Origin of the sequence: Devosia sp. CN2-171, from assembly GCF_049354815.1 — a bacterium.
GTDB lineage: Bacteria > Pseudomonadota > Alphaproteobacteria > Rhizobiales > Devosiaceae > Devosia_A.
Window position 1 is genome coordinate 3,394,943 of sequence record NZ_CP186479.1, and the last position, 23,444, is coordinate 3,418,386.

Genomic DNA, 23,444 nt, shown 5'->3' on the forward strand with positions numbered 1-23,444 from the left:
CTACCCAGCCCCAAGCATCGCCAGCTGCTCATCCCAGCTCAGCGGCAGCCGCTCGCGCCAAATGAGCTTGTTTGCAGTCAGCTCCGCCGGCTGCCGCCCCGTCAGGATCTGCTCGACCAGTTCCGGCGAGAGGAATGCCAGCGGCAGGACTTGGCCGACATAGGTGTCGGTGAAACCCTCGGCGGCGCAGATTTCCGCCATTGATGACACGGTTCCGGTCTTGAGCCCTTCAGCCCAGTCCCAGGCGCGTACGACTGCAGTGACCAAGGACGGGTTAGGTGCCGCACCGCTATTGGTGCCAGGTAGCACCAGTTTCATCTGCCGGCCGCGGCGTGCGGTGACGAAGGGCACGACCACTGCGAACTCACTATCGTCAGGCTCGTTGGTCGGCCATATGCCAGTGGGCTTGGCAACGCCGAGGACGGCTCGCGTGCTGGCCACCGAGAACACCAGCTGTATCCGGTTGTGGCCAACGATCACCTTGCGAAGGATCTGGCGAAGCTTGGATTGAAGGTCTACATCGATCCGCCCACCGAGCGCCTGGAGCAGACGGTGTGCACCATCCATCACTACGGGCGCTTCGGTGGCGCCACCTGCCTCCAGACGGTGCAAAAGACCACGCTGGTCAGCAAGAACGCTCTGTACCCCGGTGATCACAGCACCCTCGATCTCGGTCGCCGGCAAGCGGGTTGGCGGGAGTCGATCACTTTCTGCTTCGCCGGCTTCGGGCTGCTGGACATAGTAGCGGTAACGCTTCGAACCCTTGTTGGCAGCACTCGGGATGAACCGAGCGCCTGACTCGGCGTGCAGCAATCCTTCCAGAAGATGCGTTTGGGCTTTGGCGCGCCGGCGCCGGGACCGAGAGCCCTGGGTGTTCTCTGCCAGCAACGACTGCACTGCGTCCCAGGTCGATTTGTCGATGATCGCGGCATGCTGACCGCGATGTGACGTGTCGCGGTGCGGCACCCGTCCGATGTAGATCGGGTTCGCGAGAAGCTTGTAGAGGTGTCCGCGGGTGAAGGGCCGATTGCCATAGTGGTTGCCCTTGGCCGAGTAGCGGGCAGCGGTTCGAATGTTTTCACGCTCAAGCCGATCAAGCAGGGCAGGTACGCTCTTCTCCTCCAGGTAGAGCGAGAACACCCTACGGATGGTGCCGGCATCGGTGTCGTTGACCACCAGTTGCCGATCGACAACGTCGTAGCCCATGGGTGGCACGCCACCCATCCACATGCCCTTCTTCTTGGATGCCGCGATCTTGTCGCGAATACGCTCCCCGGTGATCTCGCGCTCGAATTGCGCAAACGACAGCAGCACGTTCAGCATCAAGCGACCCATTGAGGTCGTGGTGTTGAACTGCTGCGTTACCGAGACGAAGGATACGCCGTGCTTGTCGAGCACCTCGGCCAGTTTGGCAAAGTCGGTGAGAGAGCGCGTCAGCCGGTCAATCTTGTAGACGACGATGATGTCGATGCGGCCCGACTTCACCAACTCGATCAGCTGATGCAGAGCAGGGCGCTCCATGTTGCCACCGGAGAATCCACCATCGTCAAACCGGTCGGGCAGCAGCTTCCAGCCTTCATGCTCCTGCGAGCGGACATAGGCCTCACAGGCTTCCCGTTGCGCCTCCAGCGAGTTGAAGTCCTGCTCGAGACCCTCTTCCGACGATTTGCGGGTGTAGATGGCACAGCGAAACGTCTTCTGTCGCCCATCACGACACCTCCGTCGCGGGTTCGGTCGCTAAGCCCATTCGGGCTCCCCGAAGCTGAGGCTTGGGAGGTGTGAGGCCAAAGAACTTCGGCCCGGACCACTTTGTGCCGGTGATCGCCACCGCGACGGCCGACAGCGTTCGATAGGTCGCCCCCCGCCACACAAGACCGTCGGCGACGACGTCGACGACTTCCGTTGTGCCGTTCCACTCACGCATCAGGCGCGTGCCTGGCGTCAGGGTCAGAGTTTGCACAACCGACGGGCGGACAGGAATCTCTGCATTGACCTGTGCTTCGGCTGTCGCTCGCGCGGCTCGCACTTCGGCGGTGAGTTTTTGGAGGTGGCGGATGGTCTTCGGCTTCAACCCGCCGAATGCTTTCTCCTGCAGTCGGTAGGCAATGCCAAGCCGGAGCAGCCCAGCCCGGATGCGCGAGGGTGGATCTCGCTCGTAAAGTGCAGACCACTTCTGCTGCAGCGCCTTGGTGTCGAGAGTGTCGAGCGCGGCAATCTCGCGCTCGACCTCATCCTTGCTCAGCCGCTTCGTCACTCGGCCGCCCCTACTGTGGTGATGCGATAAACACGGCCCCGGTTCTCGACGACCTCTGAGGTAACCTCGAGGCTCAGCTTCTTCTTGAGATTGCCGCTCATCGCGCCACGGACTGAGTGTGCCTGCCAGCCGGTGGCTTCCATCAGCTCCGCGATCGTGGCGCCCTCCGGCCGGCGCAGGGCTGCGATCAGGGACGCCAGCTTTGTGCCTGGCTTCGGCAGGCCAGCGTCCGCGGGGTCAGCCTTGGTCGTCTCTGCGCTGCCGCCGAGCCGGCCGGTGACGGCGGTTTCGCGGGTTTCGTCGACGAGCAGGCTGCCGTCAGTTTCGTGGACGAAGTGCTCGATCGGGTCGATCCCGATAGCCTTCAGCCCTTCGGTCGAGATCACCAGAGTGGTGCGCCCCAACTCTGCCGTGTCGCGCCAGAGTTCTTCGTCCTGCAGGATCGGCCGCTCGGTCACCAATTCGCGGGTGAGCAGGCTCTTGAGGATCACGCCGAGCGTCCCGCGGTTGTCGCCGAGCGACTTGGGTAGCGGCAGGACGAGGCCGCTTTCGCGCGCGCCTGCGGCCGCGAGGATGACGCGCTGGGCGTCGGTAAGTTTGGTGGTGGCCATCTGGCCCTCCTTCGATCAGGAGCCCTGCGACAACCGCAGGGCTTGCACTGACCGAAGCCCGGAGTGGAGCCGGGCGGGAGGGGCCTTAGTGGCGAGACGAGGAACAGCAATGCTTGCTGTGTCTATGAAGTCCAGTCCACCCGTAACAGGTATTTGGAATCACGGCCCCCGGGGCGCTAGAGGTAGCGGCGGAGGAGGCGATCGTTGCAAGATGGGCACGGCGACCCCGCTAGAGACGCCGTAGCACCGTTCCCGTCTCGCCAGCGCCCGTTTGCTGGCAGCGCAGTTCCTCGACAATCTCATTGGAGTCCTGTCGGGTCATGCCTGGGTTATCTAACATCGCCGGGCACCCGGTGCGGGCCGATCAGAACAAAGAACAGTCCAGAGCAATTCGGCGGAAAGCCCCAAATATGGGTGACGCCGTGACCAAGAGCGGCTACGTCGGTGGAAAAGGGCGGGTGCTCGGCCGACCGAGCAAAGATGCATCGAGAGGGCCAGACCCTGCCGCTTCAGTGGCTTGGCCATGGCGAGGAGTGGCGTCAGCCCAATGCCGACGCACACATCGCGCCGCGACGCAGCGGGAGACTGCTGCGTGGTTCGGACATGGCCGCGACGTCGCCCTCCCTCCCGGTGGATGGCCGCCGATCCAACCGGACTCAGCATCGCGTCTCCGGCGCGATGAAAAAGGCCTAAGACAAATATGGGCTTTCCACGGAGGCGGATCGCAAGTAGTTGCCGTCGCCATCGACCAGCCCGGCGAAGCCGTCGTCAAAGCAAGGAGCATCGGCATGGAAAAGCGGAAACTCGGTCAGGGCTTTGAGGTATCGGCGCTGTCGCTTGGTGCGATGGGCTACGGCAAATCGCAGGAAATCGACGACCGGACAGAGATGATCGCTCTCCTCCGCGCCGCAGTCGACCGTGGGATGGACTTTTTCGACACCGCCGAAGTCTATGGCCCCTGGACCAACGAAATGATGGTCGGCGAGGCGTTCTCCGGGATGCGCGACAAGGTCAAGATCGCCACCAAGTTCGGCTGGGACATCGACCAGGACACCGGTGTGCATCGAGGGGGCGTCAACAGCAAACCGGCTCAAATCCGTCGTGCACTCGAGGGCAGCCTCAAGCGGCTCGGCACCGACTATGTCGACCTCTACTACCAGCACCGCGTCGACCCGGACGTGCCGATGGAAGACGTCGCCGGTGTGGTCAAGGACTTGATAGCCGAGGGCAAGGTCCTACACTTTGGCCTGTCAGAGGCCGGTGCTGGGTCCATTCGTCGAGCCCACGCCGTTCTGCCAGTAACAGCGCTGCAGAGCGAGTATTCGCTCTGGACCCGCGAGCCGGAGGCAGAGGTCATCCCCACGCTTGAGGAACTCGGTATTGGGCTGGTCCCGTTCAGCCCGCTAGGCAAGGGGTTCCTCACTGGCAAGATCGATGCTGGAACGAAGTTTGCCGATAACGATTTTCGCGGCCAGATCCCTCGTTTCTCCGCTGAAGCTCGTGAGGCCAATGCGGCGCTGGTCAATCTCCTTCGCACCATTGCTGGTCGAAATGATGCCAGCCCAGCGCAAATCGCCCTGGCGTGGCTTCTCGCGAAGAAGCCTTGGATCGTGCCGCTGTTCGGCACACGAAGGCTGGAGCGCTTTGAAGAAAACACCGCCGCCCTGCGAGTGCAACTTTCGAGCGCCGACGTTGCTGACCTTGATGCAGGATCCGCCGCCATTCCGATACAGGGAGATCGCTACCCCGAAGCGGTGTTGAGGCGTTCTGGATTGTGAATAGCCCTTTGGGCACACAACACCACGTCAGCGTCGCTGGCAACACCCACAACTTAGGCCAACCCACAAAGAACCTGCAACGTTGCCTCCTGCTCAATCAAACGATGCCCGCTCGGGTGTAGATTGCGCTGCGCGTGCTGGGATGGCGAGAATGACGCACTGGGCATGGGTGAGTTTATGGTGGCCCAGTGGCCCCTCCGTGCGCAGGGCATCTGCATTTCCAGACCCAAAAAGTGGCCGCCCTATCTAACCGAAACTGCAACAGCTTTGTTGGTCCATTGCGACCATCGGGTGCTACCCCAGTCGCGTGTTCCGGCCACCTTGGGCCCGTCGTTGCAGCCGCAATCTCGCATGAAGTCGCCCTTGGCGCTTGCGGCGCTTTGATGCCGGGGGCTGTCGTGTTAGCGGCGGCCATTCCAGCTGGATACTTTTCGCGTCAACAAGCCGGCGCGTCTTCGGCCGTGGCGGCTTCTTGCTGGCCCGTCTCCGTAAGGGGCTTCGGGTGCCTCCTGAGTTTGGAGCAGTGCAATTGTGCACGAATTCGCCCCTCGACGGCGAAAATCGCGCATAAAATCATCAGTACCCCGCATGTGGAACTCTAGACGATGAGAAGGGCGCCACGCGATTGTGATGCAGGAAAGACGTCCCATAACCATCGCGTCAGATCGGGCGGCGTCTTTTCACAGTCTGAACTGGGAGGAAATCCATGAAAATCGTACCGCTCCTCGCGGGCGCAATGCTCGTCGCGCTCGTCGGCTCGGCTTCTGCCGAAACCATAACCATCGCCACCGTCAACAACGGTGACATGATCCGCATGCAGAAGTTGACAGACGACTTCACCGCCAAGAACCCCGATATCCAGCTCGAGTGGGTCACCCTCGAAGAAAACACTCTGCGCCAGAAGGTCACCACCGATATCGCTACCAAGGGGGGCCAATATGACGTCGTCACCATCGGCACTTACGAAGTGCCGATCTGGGCCAAGCAGGGCTGGCTCGTCGCGCTCGACAACCTCGGTGCCGACTATGATGTCGACGACCTGCTCCCCGCTATCCGTGGCGGTCTGAGCCTCGACGGCAAGCTATACGCCGCGCCGTTCTACGGCGAGAGCTCGATGGTCATGTACCGCAAGGACCTGATGGAAAAGGCCGGGCTGACCATGCCCGACGCCCCGAGCTGGGACTTCATCCGCGAGGCCGCCGACAAGATGACCGACAAGGCCGCCGGCATCAGCGGCATCTGCCTCCGCGGCAAGGCCGGCTGGGGCGAGAACATGGCCTTCCTCACCGCCACCTCGAACTCCTTCGGTGCCCGCTGGTTCGATGAGAACTGGAAGCCCCAGTTCGACCAGCCTGAGTGGAAGGACACGTTGCAGTTCTACGTCGACATGATGAATGCCGACGGCCCGACCGGCGCTTCGTCCAACGGTTTCAACGAAAACCTCGCGCTGTTCCAGCAGGGTAAGTGCGGCATGTGGATCGATGCCACAGTCGCCGCCTCGTTCGTCACCGGCAAGGACTCGACTGTCGCCGACCAGGTCGGTTTCGCCCTCGCTCCCGACAAGGGTCTCGGCAAGCGCGGCAACTGGCTCTGGGCCTGGAGCCTTGCAATCCCGGCCGGTACCCAGAAGGCCGCCGCCGCCGAGAAGTTCATCGCCTGGGCGACCTCCAAGGGCTACACCGAACTCGTCGCCTCCAAGGAAGGCTGGGCCAACGTTCCGCCGGGTACCCGTACCTCGCTCTACGCCAACGCGGATTACCAGGCTGCGGCGCCCTTCGCCAAGATGACCCTCGACTCGATCAACGCGGCTGACCCGACCAAGCCGACCGTCAAGCCGGTCCCCTATACGGGCGTGCAGTTTGTCGCCATTCCTGAATTCCAGGGTATCGCAACGACGGTTGGTCAGCTGTTCTCCGCAACCCTTGCCGGGCAAATGAGCGTTGATGATGCGCTGAAGCAGGCCCAGGACGTCACGACCCGTGAAATGACCAAGGCCGGGTACATCAAATAGACTTTCTCCCGCGACGGACTGCCCGGGGCTTTCTTTAGGCTCCGGGCATTTTGCCTTTGTACCGCTAAAGCCTGGCGCCATTGCGCTTGCTGGAGCGACAATCGAAAGCAGCGGACGGGCAGACATGCGGGTTTTCAACCAACTTGCCGTACTCCACATCTCGACGCGCATGGCCATTGCGGTCGCCATTCCGCTCATCGCCATGATTGCCAGCTTGGCACTGTTCTATGTTGTTCGTGCTGATGTTGACGTGATGAGCGCATCCTCGCAGCGCGCTGTCGCTTCACTAACCGAAGCCAAAGGTGCTCGTGACAGGCTGGCGGCCCTGCAACTTGCAACGGCCGCGTTTGTCTCGGCTCCGGCCACGGCCACCGAGGCTGCGCTGGTTGAATCGATCGATCAGGTCCAATCGCTTCGGCCAGATTTGTGGAGCGATGGCGCGACAACCGCAGACGCCGTGGCGGCTCTGCTCGCTCCGGTTGGAGACGTGCTGGCACGCCAACATGAGGTGGGTTTTGATGAGGCTGATGGCATTCTTGCAACGCTGGCAACTGCCACCAAACAGCTACGTCTGCTGATTGCTGACCGGCTGGATATGAGCGATCCGCTTTCGCCGGCGATTGCCCAGAACTACAACGATATGGTGCTGCAGGAGGCCCTGTATCGTGCAGACGGGTCTGCTGACCGAGCCGCCAAGGTCGATGAGCTCAGCGCCGCAATGCAGCGCGCCATTGACGCCTCATTCTTGGGTCCGGACATGAAACAGGAACTGACAGCGGCGGTCGTCGATTTTCGCAATCGTGCGGCGCAGTTTGCGCGGCTACGGCTTGCACTGGACAAGGCCGCGGCGGACGCCAACACAATCCTCTCGGCACCGATCGCGGCTCTCGACAGATCGGTCGTTGCGCGGAACTTCGAGGTAGAAGCCGCGGCGGCCGGGCTGAACGCCGCGCTGGCCAGAAGCACCTTGCTGATGAGTCTGGTGATTGGCGGCTCCATAGTCGGTTGCCTGGTGATTTGCTGGCTCGTCTCGCGCTCGATTTCCGGGCAACTGAATCGGCTCGTCGGCAACATGGAGGCGATTGCCCAGGGCTCCGCCGAGGTTGAACTCGATCAGGTGGCTGGCGGAGGCGAGGTAGCTCGCATGACGTCAGCCGTCGAGGTCTTCAAGCAAAATAGCCTCCGCATCGCCGAGCTCGCTGAGAGCGACCGCCTCGCCAGCGAAAGCCGTCGTCAGGACCGGGCCCGCATGATGGCAGATCTGCGCTACGCCTTTGGCGAAGCGGTCAGCGCTGCGACGAACGGTGATTTTTCCAAGCGAGTCGCAGCCGACTTTGCTGATGCCGAGCTCAACGGCCTGGCAAATAGCGTCAATGCACTGCTCAAAACAGTCGATCGTGGGCTGAGTGAGACCGGCAGCGTGCTTTCGGGTCTCGCTGACGCCGATCTCACGCCGCGCATGACCGGTGAATTCCATGGGGCATTCGACAAGCTTAGGAACGACATCAACTCCGTTGCAGATAAACTCGGTGATCTAGTGAGCCAACTGCAGGATACATCCTCCAGCCTAAAGACAGCGACCGCCGATATCCTGTCGGGAGCAAACGATTTATCGGAGCGGACCAGCCAGCAGTCGACTGCGATCGAGGCCACGCGACTTGTGGTCGATGAACTGGCTGGCACAGCTCTCGGCAACACCAACTCCGCGACACAGGCATCTGAAAAGGCGCAAGCGATATCCCAGACTGCTCTCGAGGGTGGTGAAGCGATGACTGAAGCCACCTTGGCAATGGAGCGCATCACGGCTTCATCGTCCAAGATCGCAGGAGTCATCGGCATGATCGATGATATTGCGTTCCAAACCAACCTGCTGGCACTAAATGCGTCCGTTGAAGCGGCACGAGCAGGCCAAGCGGGCAACGGCTTCGCGGTCGTTGCGGTCGAGGTCCGTCGCTTGGCGCAAAGCGCAGCCAAGGCGTCCTCCAGTGTCAAGGACCTGATCGAGGAAAGTATCGCCGAAGTGGCGGTCGGGCGGCAGCTTGTAGAAAACGCATCGGTGAAACTTATGGCAATGCGGGGAGCGGTACAGGAGAACGATACCTCCCTCGCCCAGATCTCGCGCGGCAGTCGGGACCAGACCACGTCTATCGAGAAGGTGCGGGTTGCTTTCCAGTCCATGGATGAAGTGACCCAACATAACGCTGCTCTCGTAGAACAGATCAACGCTGCAATCGAACAGACGGAGTCGCAAGTTCGCGATCTTGATAGATTAGTCGCTGTGTTTAGGACGCGCGCCGATCAGGTTGCCAGCACCAACTACGATGCGTCCGGGTTCGACCGGCACCTCCGTTCCGCTTGATGAACGAGAGAGCTACTGGGTTAGTTTCTGCCAGCTCAACGCTGTGGGCGTTGCTGGGTTGCTAGGGGTGTAAAGTGGGTACTCGACAGGCGCGCGCCGCTGCGCGCATCATGATGGCGCCATCGGTCCTCGTCCTGCTTGTCTGGATGATCGTGCCGCTGGTGCAGACGCTGTGGTTCAGCTTCCAGAACTACAACCTGCTGAACCCGGTCACGAGCTTTGCCGGCTTCACCAACTACCACTACTTCCTCACCGACCCTGCGTTCCTCCAAGGCATTGCCAACACCCTTCTCCTGGTAGTGGGCGTGCTCGCCATCACCGTCATCGGCGGCATCTTTCTCGCCCTGCTGCTCGATCAGCCGATGTTCGGCCAGGGGATTGTCCGCATCCTCGTCATCTCGCCGTTCTTCGTCATGCCGCCGGTCGCGGCGCTGGTGTGGAAGAACATGCTGATGAACCCGGAATACGGCCTCTTCGCCGACATCGCCCGCGGGCTCGGACAGCCGCCGGTCGACTGGTTTGCCCAGTATCCGCTCTTTGCCATCATCATCATCGTTGCCTGGCAGTGGCTGCCGTTCGCAACGCTGATCCTGCTTACCGCGCTGCAATCGCTCAGCGAGGAGCAGAAGGAAGCCGCCGAAATGGATGGGGCCAACGCCGTCCGGCGCTTCATCTACATCATCCTGCCCCACATGGCCCGGGCGATCACAGTGGTTATCCTGATCCAGACCATCTTCCTCCTTGCGGTGTTCGCCGAAGTGCTCGTCACCACCAATGGTGGCCCCGGCTACAATTCCACTAACCTCGCCTTCCTTGTCTACCGCACGGCGCTTTTAAGCTTCGATGTGGGCGGTGGCTCCGCCGGCGGAGTCATCGCCGTCATCCTTGCGAATATCGTCGCCATTTTCCTGATGCGCGCCGTCGGCAAGAACCTGGACGCTTGAGGAGCAGATTATGGCACGCGAAGTCACAATGCCCCGCAAGCTAACCTTCACCGCCCTCGCCTGGCTGGTGGCCTTCCTGCTGTTCTTTCCGATCCTGTGGACCATCTTGACCAGCTTCAAGAGCGAAGCCGAGGCCATCGCGTCTCCGCCGGTCATCATTCCGACCTGGACGCTGGAGAACTATTTCGAGGTGCAGGATCGCTCGGACTATTTCCGGCACTTCTTGAATTCGGTCTGGATCTCCGTCGGCTCGACCCTGATCGCCCTGCTCATCGCCATCCCCGCCGCCTGGGCCATGGCATTCACCCCCACGCCCAAGACCAAGGACGTGCTGATGTGGATGCTGTCGACCAAGATGATGCCGGCGGTGGGCGTACTGGTGCCGATGTACCTCAACTTCCGTGATCTTGGCCTGCTCGACACGGTGTGGGGGCTGACCATGATCCTGACCCTGATCAACCTGCCGATCGTCATCTGGATGCTCTACACCTACTTCAAGGAAATTCCGGTCGACATCCTCGAGGCCGCCCGCATGGATGGCGCGATCCTCTGGAAGGAACTGGTCTACATCCTCGTGCCGATGGCGGTGCCCGGCATCGCCTCGACGCTGCTGCTCAACGTCATTCTTGCCTGGAACGAGGCGTTCTGGACCATCAACCTGACGGCGGCCAAGGCCGCGCCTCTGACCGCCTTCATCTCGTCCTACTCGAGCCCGGAGGGGCTGTTCTGGGCCAAGCTTTCCGCCGCCTCGACCCTCGCCATCGCACCGATCCTCGTGCTCGGCTGGATCAGCCAGAAGCAGTTGGTGCGCGGTCTCACCTTCGGCGCTGTGAAATAGGGGATTTCAAATGGGCTCCATCACTCTCGAACACGTTAACAAGACCTTCGGCGGCCACCAGGTCATCCCCGATGTTTCGCTGGAGATTGAAGACGGCGCATTCGTCGTCTTCGTCGGGCCCTCGGGGTGCGGCAAATCTACTCTCCTCAGATTGATTGCCGGCCTCGAGGACACGACCGGCGGCCGGATCAAGCTCGACGGCGTCGACGTCACCGACAAGGGTCCGGCGCATCGCGGCCTCGCCATGGTGTTCCAGTCCTATGCGCTCTACCCGCACATGACGGTGCGCCAGAACATCAACTTCCCGCTGAAGATGGCCAATATCGACAAGGCCGTCGCCGACAAAAAGGTCGATGACGCCGCGCGCGTCCTCAACCTCACCGACTACCTCGACCGGAAGCCGCGTGCCCTTTCCGGCGGGCAGCGCCAGCGTGTCGCCATCGGCCGTGCCATCGTGCGTGAGCCCAAGGCGTTCCTGTTCGACGAACCGCTCTCGAACCTCGATGCCGCGCTGCGCGTCAACATGCGGCTCGAGATCACAGAACTGCACCAGCAGCTCAAGACCACCATGGTCTACGTCACTCACGACCAGGTCGAAGCCATGACCATGGCCGACAAGATCGTGGTGCTGAACGCCGGCCGCGTGGAGCAGTACGGCTCGCCCATGGATCTCTACAAGCGCCCCGCCAACAAGTTCGTCGCCGGCTTCATCGGTTCGCCCAAGATGAACTTCTTCGAAGGTGCCGCCGCCACCAAATATGGCGCAGCGAGCATCGGCGTCCGGCCCGAGCACATTCGGATATCCCGCGAGTCCGGCGAATGGGCCGGCCGCGTCGGGGTTGCCGAACATCTGGGCTCCGATACCTTCCTCCACGTCCATGTGGATGGCGCTGGCCTCCAGACAGTTCGCACCGAGGGCGACAACAGCTTTTCGCACGGCGATCCGGTCTGGCTGAGCCCTGACCCCTACCGCATCTACCGCTTCAACAAGGAGGGCCGCTCAATCTAGCGGCCGCCGGCACTAATGAAGAACGACCCAAGAGCACGCGGCGTTGCCGGGATGACTGCAGTTCCAAACTTGGAGCGGGTGATCACCCCGGATGAAGCATCTTTCGTATTTCGCATCGACGACTACCCCATGGAACGAGCTGTCTGGAATAGCCACCCCGAGTACGAGATTCACTTGATCCGCAAGGGCACCGGTACGGCGTTCGTTGGAGACTATGTGGGCGAATTTCGCCCTGGAAACCTTGTCATCGTTGGTAGCTGGCTTCCGCACGACTGGGTCTCCTACCACGCTCGAAACGAAACAATCCCTGGCAGAGATCTGGTGATCCAATTTGACAGGCAACGTCTGCAAGAGACTGCAGCGCACTTTCCCGAATTGAGCGAGATTGTCCCATTCCTTGATCGCGCTTTGCGGGGAATTGAGATCAGAGGAGAAGCAGCACAAGAAGCTGCCAAGCTCGCTGAATCGATTGGTGAGCTAAACGGGTTGAAGCGCTTAGCGCGATTCTTTGAACTACTTTCCTTTATGGCTCATGCAAAAAAGTCTCGTGTGCTGTCCTCCGATACCTTCAACCCCGAAGTGGACGTCACCGGCATTAGAACCACACAGAACGCTATTGCATTCATCCGCGAGAATGTGAGCGAGCCGATCTCCTTGAACGATGTCGCAAAGTTCGTCGGCCTTGGCGCCAACAAGCTTAGCAGGCAGTTCAAGCGCTGCACTGGAATTACCTATAGCGACTACATTCTGCAGATCAGAATCGGCAAGGCATGCCAACTACTTGAAGAGAATGACGCTCCAATTGCGGACATCTGCTATTCCGTCGGTTACGGAAATCTGTCGAACTTCAATCGGTCGTTCAGGAATATCAAGGGCACGACTCCATCTAAATTTCGCCGGGACAGACGTGATCGATCCAGTATTACTACTCCCTTTACACAAGGAACTTCGCCATGACCGCCGTCCGTGCCCTGGTGCTGGAAAAGCAGCACGAACTGAAGCTTCGCGATATCGACCTTCCAATGGAAGTCGGCCCGGGCTTGGTGAAGATCAGGATCCACACTGTCGGCGTCTGTGGTTCCGACGTGCACTACTACACGCATGGCAAGATTGGCCCTTTTGTCGTCAATGCGCCGATGGTGCTTGGGCATGAGGCGGCGGGGACCGTGGTTGAAATCGGGGAGGGCGTGAAGACCCTGAAAGTCGGCGACCGAGTGTGCATGGAGCCAGGCGTGCCCGATCCGACCTCGCGGGCGAGCCGGCTGGGTCTGTACAATGTCGATCCAGCCGTCACCTTCTGGGCGACGCCGCCGATCCACGGTGTGCTGACGCCGTTCGTGGTGCATCCGGCCAACTACACCTTTAAGCTGCCGGACAACGTGAGCTTTGCCGAGGGCGCAATGGTGGAGCCGTTCGCAGTCGGCATGCAGGCGGCGGCCAAGGCCAAGATAACGCCGGGCGATACGGCGGTCGTCCTCGGCGCCGGACCAATTGGCACAATGGTTGCCATCGCCGCGCTGGCCGGCGGTTGCGCACGGGCAATTGTCGCCGATCTGGCACAGCCCAAGCTCGACATTGCGGCGAGATATCAAGGCGTCATCCCGATCAATATCCGCGAGAAGAACATCGTTTCCGAGGTGAAACGGCTGACCGATGATTGGGGCGCTGACGTCGTGTTCGAATGCTCGGGGTCGCCGCACGCATGGAAAACGATCATGGACCTACCCCGACCGGGCGGCGCCATTGTCGTCGTTGGTCTGCCCGTAGAGCCGGTGCCCGTAGACATCGCCGCGGCATCGACCAAGGAGCTGCGGATTGAAAACGTCTTTCGATACGCGCACCAATATGATCGGGCGATTGCGCTGATGGGCTCAGGGCGCGTCGATCTGAGGCCGCTCATCTCGGCGACTTTCCCCTTCGAAAAATCGGTCCAAGCGTTCGATCGTGCCGTAGAGGCGCGGCCAACTGATGTAAAGCTCCAGATCAGTATTGCCGAGTAGTCAGTAGTGTCGACGATGTCAGCTTTTGGCGCAAAGGCACATTGCAACTAGCCGCTCGGATGTCCGCTTCTGGGAAGTCGACCCGGATGAAACGTCGTCGCTGGCTCATTTTCGACGGTTCGCTCGCAGCGAATGTCAGAGTCTTGGTAGTTGTCACGGGCATGAGGCCAAAGGCCGAAATCATCCCGGTTGCGGAGCGGACGCCATAGAAATGCGAGGGCACATCATTGAAGCCCATGGCAGCCATGCCTCCGATTGGCGCATCCCGACATCATGCTCGTGCTCGCTCGCTGCGCCCGATCGATCCCGATTACCTGACTATCTCCACGGTCACCGGCCTACCCTCGAGTTCTTCGAGTTCATCACGCGATGCATCGTATTTACCGATGTGAATAGTCTTGTCCGAATAATCGATACCAGATGTGTTGTAGTAAAAGCCGATGTTACCCCATGGGGCGAAATAGATCAGGTCTCCGTCTTCGGGGTCGGAACCAGGCGATCCTTCGGTGTCCAACTGGCGTGAGAAATAGCCGATCTTCTCTCGCCCAGCGAACTCCTCGAGCGTCATGGTGAGGGGGAGCATTGAGAGAAAGTCTCTCACGGTTGGGTTGTCTTGGCCGATCGTCACGTCCACTGACGTCGAGCCAGCGGTAAACCGAACGACCGCACCAACGATCTGCCCATCAGTGGTCTGAGCGTGGGTGGCGCTCCAGTAAGTAAGCCCGGCCACCAGGATGGCGGCAAAGAGGATTATGCGTTTCACTGTGCTCTCCGTGCGTGTGTCGTAACTTCTCCCAAATAGATCTAGCACCGCGGGCTCCGTCTGATTAGACCTCCGTAGACGCATGAACTTATCGGACTACAGCATCAATAGAGCAGTGTATCGACGCGGGCCCTGCAGGAATGGAGCGCCTGTGGCGATGGCCGCCACAGACGCTGGCCTGTTCAGTGGAACTGGGCGAGTTCCGTGGAGTCGGCCATGGCGGTTGTGGCGCTCCTGCCTTCGCTGATCGTCATCGATACCGCGTCGAAATAGCTGGTGCCCACTTCGCGTTGGTGGCGCGTGGCCGAGAAGCCGTGCACCTCGGCGGCGAACTCGGCCTGCTGCAGGCGGGAGTAGGCCGCCATGCCCTCAGCGGCGTAGCCGCGGGCGAGCTCGAACGTGGTGAGGCTCAGATTGTGGAAGCCGGCCAGCGTGATGAACTGATACTTATAGCCCATGGCACCTAGCTCCCGCTGGAACACCCGCATCGCCGCCTCGTCCATGTGCTTGGCCCAGTTGAACGACGGCGAGCAATTGTAGGCGAGCATCTGCTCGGGGTGCTCCTTGCGCACCGCTTCGGCGAACTTCCTCGCCTCGGCAAGATCCGGCTTGGATGTCTCGCACCAGATGAGATCGGCATAGGGCGAGTAGGCGATGCCACGGGCTATGGCCGCGTCGATCCCGCCCTTGAGCCGGTAGAACCCCTCGGGCGTACGCTCGCCGGTGACGAACGGGGCATCGTACTGGTCGATGTCCGAGGTGATGAGGCGCGCGGCCTCGGCGTCGGTGCGGGCCATGATGAGGGTGGGAACGCCCATCACGTCGGCCGCGAGACGCGCCGCATTGAGAGTACGTATGAACTGGCCGGTGGGGACCAGCACCTTGCCGCCGAGATGGCCGCACTTCTTCTCCGAAGCGAGCTGATCCTCGAAATGGACCGCCGCGGCGCCGGCCTCGATCATCGCCTTCATCAGTTCGAAGACATTGAGCGAACCGCCAAACCCGGCCTCTGCATCCGCAATGATGGGCACGAAGAAGTCGAAGTCGGTGGTGGCGATGCCGTCGGCCTTCTCCATAGCCTGGATTTGGTCGGCGCGCTGCAGCGCCTTGTTGATGCGACGGACGACCGCCGGGACGCTATCGACCGGGTAGAGGCTCTGGTCCGGGTACATGTTGCCCGATGAATTGGCATCGGCGGCGACCTGCCAGCCCGAGAGATAGATGGCCTTCAGGCCGGCTTTCACCTGCTGCACTGCCTGGTTGCCGGTAAATGTGCCCAGCGTCGGCACGAAGTCCTCGGTCTGGAGCAGCTGCCACAGTCGGCGCGCGCCATTCTCGGCGAGGGTGTGTCGGATGGGGAGTGACCCAGCGAGCCTCTTCACATCGGCTGGGGTGTAGGTTCGGGCGACGTTGCGCCAGCGGTCGGGGGCATAGTCTGGGGCGGGGAAAGCTCCGGCGGGCGTGGGCTTGTCGAGCATTTGGAATCTCCTCCTGAGGTGTGTCGAAAACGATGCGGCTAGACTGGAACACGCCGCGAGAACGTGGCGGCGACCAGCGACTGTCCAGGGAACGGATCGGCCGCGTGGGGACCGTCAACCAGCGAGAACCGGTGCTGCCCGATGCGGCCGGCGATGGCGAAGCCCTGGCGGTCGAGGCCCTGGGCTTTGAACTGCCGCATCGCGTCGCCCGTCGAGGGGGCGATGATGGTGACGAATTCCTCGGTTTCTGAGCGGGTCCTGGTCATTGCATCCTCCTGGCTTGCGATGTAAATATTTGACAGATTAGATGCGAGCGCAACACAAGACTGCGTACTCGCCGGAAAACTGGTCAAACAGCTGTAAAGCAGCACGATCAGTTCTGTAAATCTTGTAAAGGAGGAGCGCGTGGAGGAATTGCAGATCGGGGGCCGGATCGGACGATTGCGGCGACAGCGGTCGATCTCGCAGGCCGACCTCGCAGCGGCTATCGGCATCTCGGGGAGTTATCTCAATCTCATCGAGCACAATCGGCGGAAGATCACCGTACCGCTGTTGCTTAAGGTCGCAGGCTATTTTGGTGTCGAGCCCGGAGAACTCGCCGATAGCGACGAAGGCCGGCTGGTCGGCGACCTTATGGAGATGTTCGGCGACGACGTGTTTGCCGATAGCGATATGACAAATGTCGAGGTGCGCGACCTCGCACACGCCAACCCCGCTGCGGCGCGGGCCGTGCTCACCCTCTACGCCCGCTTCCGCGCCGGGAACCGAAGCGCTCCGGTCAATCGCGAGGACGAGCACGAGCACTTCCACCTCGCGACCGATCGCATCGCAGATTTCCTGCAGGAGCACTCCAATCACTTCGCCGGTGTGGAGGAGGCGGCCGAGCGCATCCGCGCTGATATCGACAGCAGCGCCGATGATTTCGCCTACGGCCTGCGCGTTTACCTGTTCAACGTGTTCGGCACCGAGACAAAGCTCGCCTCGCTGCCCCACGGCATCGCCCGCACCTATGACCGGGCGCGCAACCAGCTGCTGATTTCGGACATCGTGCCTGCAGAGTCGGCGACCTTCCTTATTGCCCACCAGTTGGGGCAGATGGCGGCCAATGCGGAGATTGGGGCGCTGGTCGCCGAGTTGCCGGAAGGGGATGCGCCAGCGCTCGGCCGAAACGTGCTGGCTGCCTACTTCGCGGCGGCGCTGATCATGCCCTATGGGCCGTTTCACCGTGCCTGCCGCGACTATCGCTACGATATCGAGCGGCTCGGGCGGCGGTTTGGCGCGAGCTTCGAACAGGTGGCGCACCGCATGACAACGCTTCAACGCCCCGGGGCTCTGGGCATACCGCTGCACCTTGTCCGCACCGACATTGCCGGAAACATATCGAAGCGTTTCTCGCTCTCGGGCATCCATATTCCGCGCCACTCTGGCGCTTGCCCGCGCTGGAACGTCTACACGGCGTTCCTGAGTCCGGAGCGGATCAATGTGCAGATTTCGCAGATGCCGGACGGGGAGCGCTATTTTTGCGTCGCGCGGGCATTCTCGAAGGGTGACTACCGTCACAATGCGCCTCTGCGGCACTTCTCGATCGGGCTCGGCTGCTCGATCCTGCATGCAAAGGAGATGATCTACTCAGACGGCATCGACCTAAACAATCCCGGCCAGATCGTGCCGGTTGGCGTCGGCTGTCGCATATGTCCGCGGATGGAATGCGGACAACGGGCCCATCCGCCGGCAGATCATCGCTTCCGGTTGGACGAAGCCATGCGGCCCGAGAGTATCTACGGAAAGATGATATGAGCGTTCCGGGTCGATCGATCTGGACCAGAGGACGTCGGGAAACGCGATCGTTCCGCGGCGCAACAGCTGCGTAACTTCGGCGTCTACGTCCTGGAAAAAGCGACCCGTGCGCCCTGCCGGCCAAGCGCCTGCGCCAGGCCTGAGGGGTCATCCACTCGGCCGAGACGCGTGTACGAATAGGACGACTCGAACGTCAGATAGAAGACGACCAACGTTCTTGACCCGTACAGCATGAGATCACCCTTGCGAATCGTTCCAGGCCGGCTGGCGCTTGTCGGCAGAGATTTCGGCAGATCCGCGTGCTTTTCGTTGTTGTTGAGGTCGGCCATATCTACCGACAGCGGCAGCATGGCGGCGAACGCGCGAGCTGCTTCGGTGTTGGCCAAGGTGAGGGCGAAACGATGTTCGCCGACCGTCATCCACATTTGCGATCCTCCGGTTGGACAAATGGCCGTCAGGCCGCGACAGTCGGTCTGGCCGGCTCACGGTCGTCGCGCCGACCAAGCCGAATAGGTGGCCCGACAGACATCCACACCGGCCATGAGCTAGCGGAAGGATGGCCACACTCGAGCCCAGGCTTACTGTTTCAGCCGGTTTTTGACCGCCGCTTGTTTCCGCCAACGGTATAGATCGCAGCCGCGGTGATCACCACTAAGCCTTCGATGAGCCCCTGGTAATTGGCACCGAGGTTCGTGATGTTGAACCCGTTGGTCAACGTGTAGAGTAGGAGTGCACCCGCGAGCGTCTTGATGACACTGCCGGCGCCGCCAAACAATGAAGTACCGCCCAGGATTGCCGCCGCGATGACGGTCAGTTCCTGTCCTGACAAGGCCGCCGGATTGATAGACCTCAGTCGGCTTGCAAACAGGATGCCGGCAAAGCCCGCCGCCGCGCTGCAAAACACGAAGGCAAGGAGCCTGTAGCGTGTGACGTTAATGCCGGAAAGCCGTGCCGCCTCAGGGTTGCCGCCCACTGCATAGATCCGGCGTCCGACGTTGGTGAAATTGAGGACGAACCATACGCTGAGGGTGAAGATCGCCATGTAGATTACAGGCTTGCCCACGGCAAGCTGAGACCCGCCAAGCCAGCCGATTGCCGCTAGAACTATCCCGCCCAATGAGAGACCGGTCGCTGCAGGGTTGAGCAGTCCGCCGCGCCGCGCTCGCATATACGCCAGTAGTAGGCCTGCGCAGAACATGACGATACCGATACCCAGGACAACAAACCCTATGTCGATGCGACCGGACTCGAACGCCTTCATTGCGTCCAGCACTTCCGGGTTCTTGGTCGAAATAGATCGGCCATCGGTATAGATCAACACAAGCCCACGGATGGCCGTCAGACTGCCTAAGGTCACAATGAAGGCGTTGATCTTGAGGTACTGCACGATGATGCCGTTGAAGAGTCCGGCTGCGACCGCCACCATCAGCGATACAGACACCGCCGGCCAAAAACCGATGACGTCCGCTGTTCCAATGAGGACGGCCGCTGACAGAGCGCCCACTGACGCGACTGAAAGGTCGAAATTGCCGGTGATCAGCACTACCGTCATCGCCACGGCGACGATGCCAACGAGCGAGGTCTGGTAGAGGATGTTGGTGAGATTGAGCGCGCTCAGGTAGTTGGGTTTGCCCAGGTATCCCGTGACCAAGGAAAGGACGACGACGAGGAGAATGAGGGCATAGTAGACCCCCATCTCCCGCAGGCTGAGGATCCGGCGCCACTCACCGACCAGCAGATTGCCAGGCGATGGTCCTGTCGATGTCGCGGCGCCGCCTTCAGCTGGGGAAGCTGCTGGGGGCGCGGCCGGAAAGTCTGGGCTGTTTGCGTTAACTGTCATGTCACGTGCCTCGTGGGGGTCACGTGCTGCTTTTCGGGAGTCTGCCCTCCCGCCAGCAGCACTAGTTCATGTTCCGACGTCTCATTGACCATGCGCTCAGCCACGATCTGCCCATCACGCATCACGATGATCCTGTCGCTGACCGCGAGGAGCTCCTCAAACTCGGAGGACACGATGATGACGCCGACGCCGGTCTCAGCGAGTTTGCGCACGAGGAACAGGATGTCGGTCTTGGCACCGATGTCGATGCCAGCGGTCGGCTCATCGAGCAGAAACACCTTCACATCGCTGTACAGCCATTTGGCGATGGTGACCTTCTGTGCGTTGCCGCCACTCAGCTCGCTCACGAGAATGTCGGGCGACTGGGCCTTGATCTTCAGTTCCCGGATGGCGTCAGCACCCCGCTCGACTTCCCGCGAGCGCACCGGCATCCATTTCAGCCAGGAGACACGGTCGAGCGCCGGCAGCGTGGTGTTCCGCCATATTTCAAAGTCAGGCACGAGACCCTGCCGAAGTCGGTCTTCGGGGACCAGTGCCAAACCACTCTTCACGGCGGCGGACGGAGAACGTCCAACATTCACACCATCGAGCACCACGCCTCCGCTGGCGCAGGGATCTGAGCCGAAAATAGCGTGCAACAGTTCGCTCCGACCAGACCCGAGCAGTCCGGCGACGCCGACAACTTCGCCTGCGTGCAGCGTCAGATTTGTCTCAGCCAGCTTTGCCTCGCCGGATTTGAGATGGCTAAGCTCGAGCAGCGGCCGAGCCGGCGTAGTGTCGCGGGCAGCAGCTGCTGCACGGGCGAGGCCACCAGCCTCGAGGGCGACGATCTGACGACCCACGATCGCTTCGGCGATGCGCGCCTCGTCCAGATCCTTGGTGTCGGCTCTGAGCACCGCCTGTCCATCGCGGAGGACGGTGACGCAATCGGTGAGGGCAATCACTTCATCAAGGAAGTGAGAGACAAAGAGGACCGCTTTGCCTTGCTGCGCAGAGAGATTCCGAACGGTGCTGTAAACCAGCTCGCGCTCTTCTGCAGCAAGGGATGCGGTAGGTTCATCCATGACGATGAGATCGGCGCCCGCGCCGACCGCCTGAAGGATGGCGACCATCTGGCGCTTACCGATTGGCAGGTCGCCCACCAGATCGTTAGGGTCGATATCATACCCGATTGTTGAGCAGATGGTCTCGAACCTCCGCTCGTATTGCCTGCCGCGGCGCCATCCTCGGCTGCTGTCGCCGAGGAACACATTCTCCATGACCGATAGTGTTGGAACGAGCGGAATGTGCTGATGGATGGTTGCGATGCCCATCTCGTTGGCGGCCTTCGGAGTGGCCCAGGTTACCTCGTTACCCTTCCAAAGGATGCGCCCCAAGGTCGCGCCATAGGCCCCAGATAGGATCTTGATCAAAGTTGACTTGCCGGCGCCGTTGGCTCCCAGAAGGCCATGTACCTTGCCACGCTCAATATCCAGGTCGACGCCTTTCAAGGCGAGAGTGCCATTGGGAAAAGCCTTGACCACCCCCTCGATCCGCATGAGCGGTGCGATGTCAACCATGGATGGCGCTCCGAAACTTGGTCCCGTACGGCGTCGGTGCTCCCCCGACGCCAACTTCCGAACTGATCTCGAGGTTGCACCAGAGATACTCGGCGAGCGAGGCCACGATGAAGGGCAGTCCGACCTGCCGCGCCAGACTGGACGTCGCGGCGAGCGACATGCGTTCAGCAGCGTACCTTCCGGGGTCGAACCCATCGGCTCCGAGTGCAGAAAGCAGAGGTTGCGCGACTTCACTCCAGGCAGACCCCATGTCGATGACGCGGGCGATTGCCTCGAGTTCAAGCCCAAAGCCCAGTCCGACGCGGGTGCACTCAAGAACCCCGATCACGTTGCATGCGACGATAGCCTCAATCAGCAAAGTCGAGAGCTCACTCGGCGTGAGTCCGGAGGGAAGGTTCATCCCTTCCGTGCGATGGGCGGGTCTCAGGCCGACTGAGGACAACATCTCGGTGAACGGGACGATGTCTTCGAGGCGTGCCTCCTTGCCGAACAAGCCGATCGCACCCTGCATCAGGCTCCGCGCCGTGCTGGTGAGTGGGATGGGAATACCGAGCCTGGCGGCTACATCGATGATGCCGTTAAGGTCCTTGACCATGAGCGGCATGCTGAAGTTCGTGGTCGGCCTGCCTTCGACCAAGCCAATCAGCATGTTGCGCGAAGTAAAATTGGCACCGGCGCTGGCGTTGAGTGCTGCCACAAACTGTTCGAGCGGCAAGCCGAAGCGGCACCATAGCGTCGCCATTTCGAGCGTTGCCAACCGGTAACAAGCACCTATGCCGTTGGTGACAAGCTTCATCGCCTGCCCGTCACCAACCCGGGCGCCGCAACGGAAGACCTTGGTGCTCATGGCGCGCAAGACGACCTCGCCCCGCGTCCAAGCCGCCTCGGAACCGGAGGCGATTATCGTAACCGAGCGGTTTTGCGCGGCTGGGATACCGCCACTAACAGGAGCGTCCATGTAGAGGACGCCGCCCTCTGCTAGCCTGCCGGCGAGTTTCGCGGTGAGTGCGGGTTCGCCGCTCGTCTGGTCGATTATGAGCTGGCCCGGCGAGAGCGCCGATGCGATCCCATTCTCGCCGAAGAGAAGCCTTTCCACATCGGAGCTTCTCGGCAAACAGATGATGACTATATCGGTCGTTGCCGCGAGGTCGCGGGAGGACGCTGCAACACGAGCGCCAAGCTCGGTGAAGCTGGCGAGAGTTTCAGAGTTGAGGTCATACACGGCCAGGTTGTGACCGGCGACCAGATGACGCGCCAGGGACCCTCCCATGGCGCCAAGCCCGATATAGCCGACGCTCACTTGTTCCACTTCACGATCTTCTGTCTCACGTCGTCCTCCTTCTTGCTCCACGGCTCGCCTACATCCTGTCGGATCGTCCACCGTCCACGCTGAGGGTCTGGCCGGTGACGTAGCTTGCCTGATCCGAGGCAAAGAACAGGATGACAGAAGCCAACTCGTCCAGGGTGCCGACACGCCGCAAGAGAAGGTTCCTGCGTCGGTGCTCCAGGTGTTCCTCGACCTCATCCGGCGTCCGGTTCGAAGCAGAGATCGGGGTGAGGAATGTGCCAGGGGCCACGCAATTAACGGTGATCCCATCAGGCCCAAGTTCGCGAGCCAGCGTCTTGGTCAGCATTATGACGCCAGCCTTGGCCGAAGCGTAGGCGGCACTCCCGCCAGGTGAACCGGCCGTGTTGTGCGGCGCCGCGCCGGTACCGAGGGCCGATGAGATGTTGACGATGCGGCCGTAGCCCTGCCGCCGCATGAATGGTGCAGCTGCTTGGGAGCAGAAGAACACGCCCTTAAGGTCGACGCCGAGCACGGCGTCCCAATCCTCACTCGTCGCCTCGGCAAAGGGCCGATAGCGGGTAATGCCGGCATTGTTGACCAGCACATCGATGCGACCGAACTCGGCATGCACCATTTTCATGAACTCGTGAGTGTCCTCGCGCCGTGTCACGTCACACATGTGGCCCGCGGCCTTGTGACCAGCGTTGCGCAGCTCACCGACGGCGGCTTCAATGGCGGAGGCATTGATGTCGGCAATAACGACGCTTGCGCCTTCGCTGGCGAAGAGATCAATCGCTGCCCTGCCGATACCTGACGCTCCGCCGGTAACAATGGCGACTTTATCCTTCAACCGCATACTCATTCCCCCTCACTATGCCTTGCCGTTCGCAGACCGATTTTGCCCGCGCTTGTGTT

Annotated in this window: 20 protein-coding genes; 9 read left to right on the plus strand and 11 right to left on the minus strand. The window is 61.2% G+C overall.

Going from position 1 to position 23,444, the window contains the following annotated elements; genetic code table 11:
• The 3 genes from ACOYW5_RS16885 to ACOYW5_RS16895 are packed head-to-tail and all read right to left on the minus strand — an operon-like array spanning position 1 to position 2,865.
• A complete protein-coding gene (locus ACOYW5_RS16885) occupies positions 1 to 1,680 on the minus strand; it encodes a recombinase family protein (protein ID WP_423069484.1) in 1,680 nt (559 codons plus the stop codon).
• A gap of 28 nt (positions 1,681 to 1,708) precedes the next feature.
• Positions 1,709 to 2,254: a DUF2924 domain-containing protein gene (locus tag ACOYW5_RS16890; RefSeq protein ID WP_423066056.1), complete on the minus strand. Its 546-nt coding sequence runs from the start codon at positions 2,252 to 2,254 to the stop codon at positions 1,709 to 1,711.
• A complete protein-coding gene (locus ACOYW5_RS16895) occupies positions 2,251 to 2,865 on the minus strand; it encodes a DUF3489 domain-containing protein (protein ID WP_423066057.1) in 615 nt (204 codons plus the stop codon). The genes ACOYW5_RS16890 and ACOYW5_RS16895 overlap by 4 nt, the downstream gene beginning before the upstream one ends.
• A 788-nt stretch (positions 2,866 to 3,653) precedes the next feature.
• Between ACOYW5_RS16895 and ACOYW5_RS16900 the strand changes: the two genes are divergently transcribed.
• The 8 genes from ACOYW5_RS16900 (at position 3,654) to ACOYW5_RS16935 (ending at position 13,804) form a co-directional block, all read left to right on the plus strand.
• On the plus strand, positions 3,654 to 4,643 hold the full coding sequence (locus ACOYW5_RS16900) for an aldo/keto reductase (RefSeq protein ID WP_423066058.1): 990 nt from the start codon (positions 3,654 to 3,656) through the stop codon (positions 4,641 to 4,643).
• Positions 4,644 to 5,349: 706 nt separating this feature from the next.
• Positions 5,350 to 6,654, plus strand: coding sequence for an ABC transporter substrate-binding protein (locus ACOYW5_RS16905; RefSeq protein ID WP_423066059.1), 1,305 nt, complete (start codon positions 5,350 to 5,352; stop codon positions 6,652 to 6,654).
• A gap of 124 nt (positions 6,655 to 6,778) precedes the next feature.
• Positions 6,779 to 9,013: a methyl-accepting chemotaxis protein gene (locus ACOYW5_RS16910; RefSeq protein WP_423066060.1), complete on the plus strand. Its 2,235-nt coding sequence runs from the start codon at positions 6,779 to 6,781 to the stop codon at positions 9,011 to 9,013.
• A 110-nt stretch (positions 9,014 to 9,123) separates the two neighbouring features.
• Positions 9,124 to 9,957, plus strand: a complete 834-nt coding sequence (locus ACOYW5_RS16915; RefSeq protein WP_423069485.1) for a carbohydrate ABC transporter permease — start codon at positions 9,124 to 9,126, stop codon at positions 9,955 to 9,957.
• A gap of 10 nt (positions 9,958 to 9,967) precedes the next feature.
• Positions 9,968 to 10,795: a carbohydrate ABC transporter permease gene (locus ACOYW5_RS16920; protein ID WP_423066061.1), complete on the plus strand. Its 828-nt coding sequence runs from the start codon at positions 9,968 to 9,970 to the stop codon at positions 10,793 to 10,795.
• Between the two features lie 10 nt (positions 10,796 to 10,805).
• Positions 10,806 to 11,804, plus strand: a complete 999-nt coding sequence (locus tag ACOYW5_RS16925) for an ABC transporter ATP-binding protein (RefSeq protein ID WP_423066062.1) — start codon at positions 10,806 to 10,808, stop codon at positions 11,802 to 11,804.
• Positions 11,805 to 11,819: 15 nt separating this feature from the next.
• Positions 11,820 to 12,761 (plus strand): AraC family transcriptional regulator, encoded by a 942-nt coding sequence (locus tag ACOYW5_RS16930; protein ID WP_423066063.1) that lies wholly within the window; start codon positions 11,820 to 11,822, stop codon positions 12,759 to 12,761.
• Positions 12,758 to 13,804, plus strand: a complete 1,047-nt coding sequence (locus ACOYW5_RS16935; RefSeq protein WP_423066064.1) for an NAD(P)-dependent alcohol dehydrogenase — start codon at positions 12,758 to 12,760, stop codon at positions 13,802 to 13,804. The genes ACOYW5_RS16930 and ACOYW5_RS16935 overlap by 4 nt, the downstream gene beginning before the upstream one ends.
• Positions 13,805 to 14,114: 310 nt before the next feature.
• Here ACOYW5_RS16935 and ACOYW5_RS16940 read toward each other — a convergent pair whose 3' ends face one another.
• From ACOYW5_RS16940 to ACOYW5_RS16950, 3 genes are all read right to left on the minus strand, one after another.
• Positions 14,115 to 14,567, minus strand: coding sequence for a cyclophilin-like fold protein (locus tag ACOYW5_RS16940; RefSeq protein WP_423066065.1), 453 nt, complete (start codon positions 14,565 to 14,567; stop codon positions 14,115 to 14,117).
• Positions 14,568 to 14,749: 182 nt separating this feature from the next.
• Positions 14,750 to 16,045: an isocitrate lyase gene (gene aceA, locus ACOYW5_RS16945; RefSeq protein ID WP_423066066.1), complete on the minus strand. Its 1,296-nt coding sequence runs from the start codon at positions 16,043 to 16,045 to the stop codon at positions 14,750 to 14,752.
• A 38-nt stretch (positions 16,046 to 16,083) separates the two neighbouring features.
• Positions 16,084 to 16,311: a hypothetical protein gene (locus tag ACOYW5_RS16950; RefSeq protein ID WP_423066067.1), complete on the minus strand. Its 228-nt coding sequence runs from the start codon at positions 16,309 to 16,311 to the stop codon at positions 16,084 to 16,086.
• A 139-nt stretch (positions 16,312 to 16,450) separates the two neighbouring features.
• Here ACOYW5_RS16950 and ACOYW5_RS16955 point away from each other — a divergent pair, with 139 nt between their 5' ends.
• Entirely contained in the window at positions 16,451 to 17,842 is a 1,392-nt protein-coding gene (locus ACOYW5_RS16955) for a helix-turn-helix domain-containing protein (protein ID WP_423066068.1), read from the plus strand.
• Between the two features lie 83 nt (positions 17,843 to 17,925).
• On the opposite strand, the gene ACOYW5_RS16960 is transcribed toward ACOYW5_RS16955, so the two are convergent.
• The 5 genes from ACOYW5_RS16960 to ACOYW5_RS16980 all read right to left on the minus strand — a co-directional run bounded on the left by ACOYW5_RS16960 (position 17,926) and on the right by ACOYW5_RS16980 (position 23,385).
• A complete protein-coding gene (locus ACOYW5_RS16960; RefSeq protein WP_423066069.1) occupies positions 17,926 to 18,267 on the minus strand; it encodes a cyclophilin-like fold protein in 342 nt (113 codons plus the stop codon).
• A 161-nt stretch (positions 18,268 to 18,428) separates the two neighbouring features.
• Positions 18,429 to 19,682 (minus strand): ABC transporter permease, encoded by a 1,254-nt coding sequence (locus tag ACOYW5_RS16965; RefSeq protein WP_423066070.1) that lies wholly within the window; start codon positions 19,680 to 19,682, stop codon positions 18,429 to 18,431.
• Positions 19,679 to 21,241 carry a sugar ABC transporter ATP-binding protein gene (locus ACOYW5_RS16970; protein WP_423066071.1) on the minus strand — a complete coding sequence of 521 codons (1,563 nt, stop codon included), beginning with the start codon at positions 21,239 to 21,241 and terminating at the stop codon, positions 19,679 to 19,681. The genes ACOYW5_RS16965 and ACOYW5_RS16970 overlap by 4 nt, the downstream gene beginning before the upstream one ends.
• The gene (locus ACOYW5_RS16975; protein WP_423066072.1) at positions 21,234 to 22,715 is read right to left on the minus strand and encodes an NAD(P)-binding domain-containing protein; all 1,482 of its coding nucleotides are present in this window, start codon (positions 22,713 to 22,715) and stop codon (positions 21,234 to 21,236) included. Before ACOYW5_RS16975 ends, ACOYW5_RS16970 begins: the two co-directional genes overlap by 8 nt.
• The gene (locus ACOYW5_RS16980) at positions 22,600 to 23,385 is read right to left on the minus strand and encodes an SDR family NAD(P)-dependent oxidoreductase (RefSeq protein WP_423066073.1); all 786 of its coding nucleotides are present in this window, start codon (positions 23,383 to 23,385) and stop codon (positions 22,600 to 22,602) included. Before ACOYW5_RS16980 ends, ACOYW5_RS16975 begins: the two co-directional genes overlap by 116 nt.
• Positions 23,386 to 23,444: the final 59 nt, after the last annotated feature.

Excerpts from the sequence above, each read along its gene's own strand:
- ACOYW5_RS16895 (WP_423066057.1), bottom strand. The coding sequence starts at position 2,865 with ATGGCCACCACCAAACTTACCGACGCCCAGCGCGTCATCCTCGCGGCC.
- ACOYW5_RS16900 (WP_423066058.1), top strand. The coding sequence starts at position 3,654 with ATGGAAAAGCGGAAACTCGGTCAGGGCTTTGAGGTATCGGCGCTGTCG.
- ACOYW5_RS16905 (WP_423066059.1), top strand. The coding sequence starts at position 5,350 with ATGAAAATCGTACCGCTCCTCGCGGGCGCAATGCTCGTCGCGCTCGTC.
- ACOYW5_RS16910 (WP_423066060.1), top strand. The coding sequence starts at position 6,779 with ATGCGGGTTTTCAACCAACTTGCCGTACTCCACATCTCGACGCGCATG.
- ACOYW5_RS16915 (WP_423069485.1), top strand. The coding sequence starts at position 9,124 with ATGATGGCGCCATCGGTCCTCGTCCTGCTTGTCTGGATGATCGTGCCG.
- ACOYW5_RS16920 (WP_423066061.1), top strand. The coding sequence starts at position 9,968 with ATGGCACGCGAAGTCACAATGCCCCGCAAGCTAACCTTCACCGCCCTC.
- ACOYW5_RS16925 (WP_423066062.1), top strand. The coding sequence starts at position 10,806 with ATGGGCTCCATCACTCTCGAACACGTTAACAAGACCTTCGGCGGCCAC.
- ACOYW5_RS16930 (WP_423066063.1), top strand. The coding sequence starts at position 11,820 with ATGAAGAACGACCCAAGAGCACGCGGCGTTGCCGGGATGACTGCAGTT.
- ACOYW5_RS16935 (WP_423066064.1), top strand. The coding sequence starts at position 12,758 with ATGACCGCCGTCCGTGCCCTGGTGCTGGAAAAGCAGCACGAACTGAAG.
- aceA (WP_423066066.1), bottom strand. The coding sequence starts at position 16,045 with ATGCTCGACAAGCCCACGCCCGCCGGAGCTTTCCCCGCCCCAGACTAT.
- ACOYW5_RS16950 (WP_423066067.1), bottom strand. The coding sequence starts at position 16,311 with ATGACCAGGACCCGCTCAGAAACCGAGGAATTCGTCACCATCATCGCC.
- ACOYW5_RS16960 (WP_423066069.1), bottom strand. The coding sequence starts at position 18,267 with ATGTGGATGACGGTCGGCGAACATCGTTTCGCCCTCACCTTGGCCAAC.
- ACOYW5_RS16965 (WP_423066070.1), bottom strand. The coding sequence starts at position 19,682 with ATGACAGTTAACGCAAACAGCCCAGACTTTCCGGCCGCGCCCCCAGCA.
- ACOYW5_RS16970 (WP_423066071.1), bottom strand. The coding sequence starts at position 21,241 with ATGGTTGACATCGCACCGCTCATGCGGATCGAGGGGGTGGTCAAGGCT.
- ACOYW5_RS16980 (WP_423066073.1), bottom strand. The coding sequence starts at position 23,385 with ATGCGGTTGAAGGATAAAGTCGCCATTGTTACCGGCGGAGCGTCAGGT.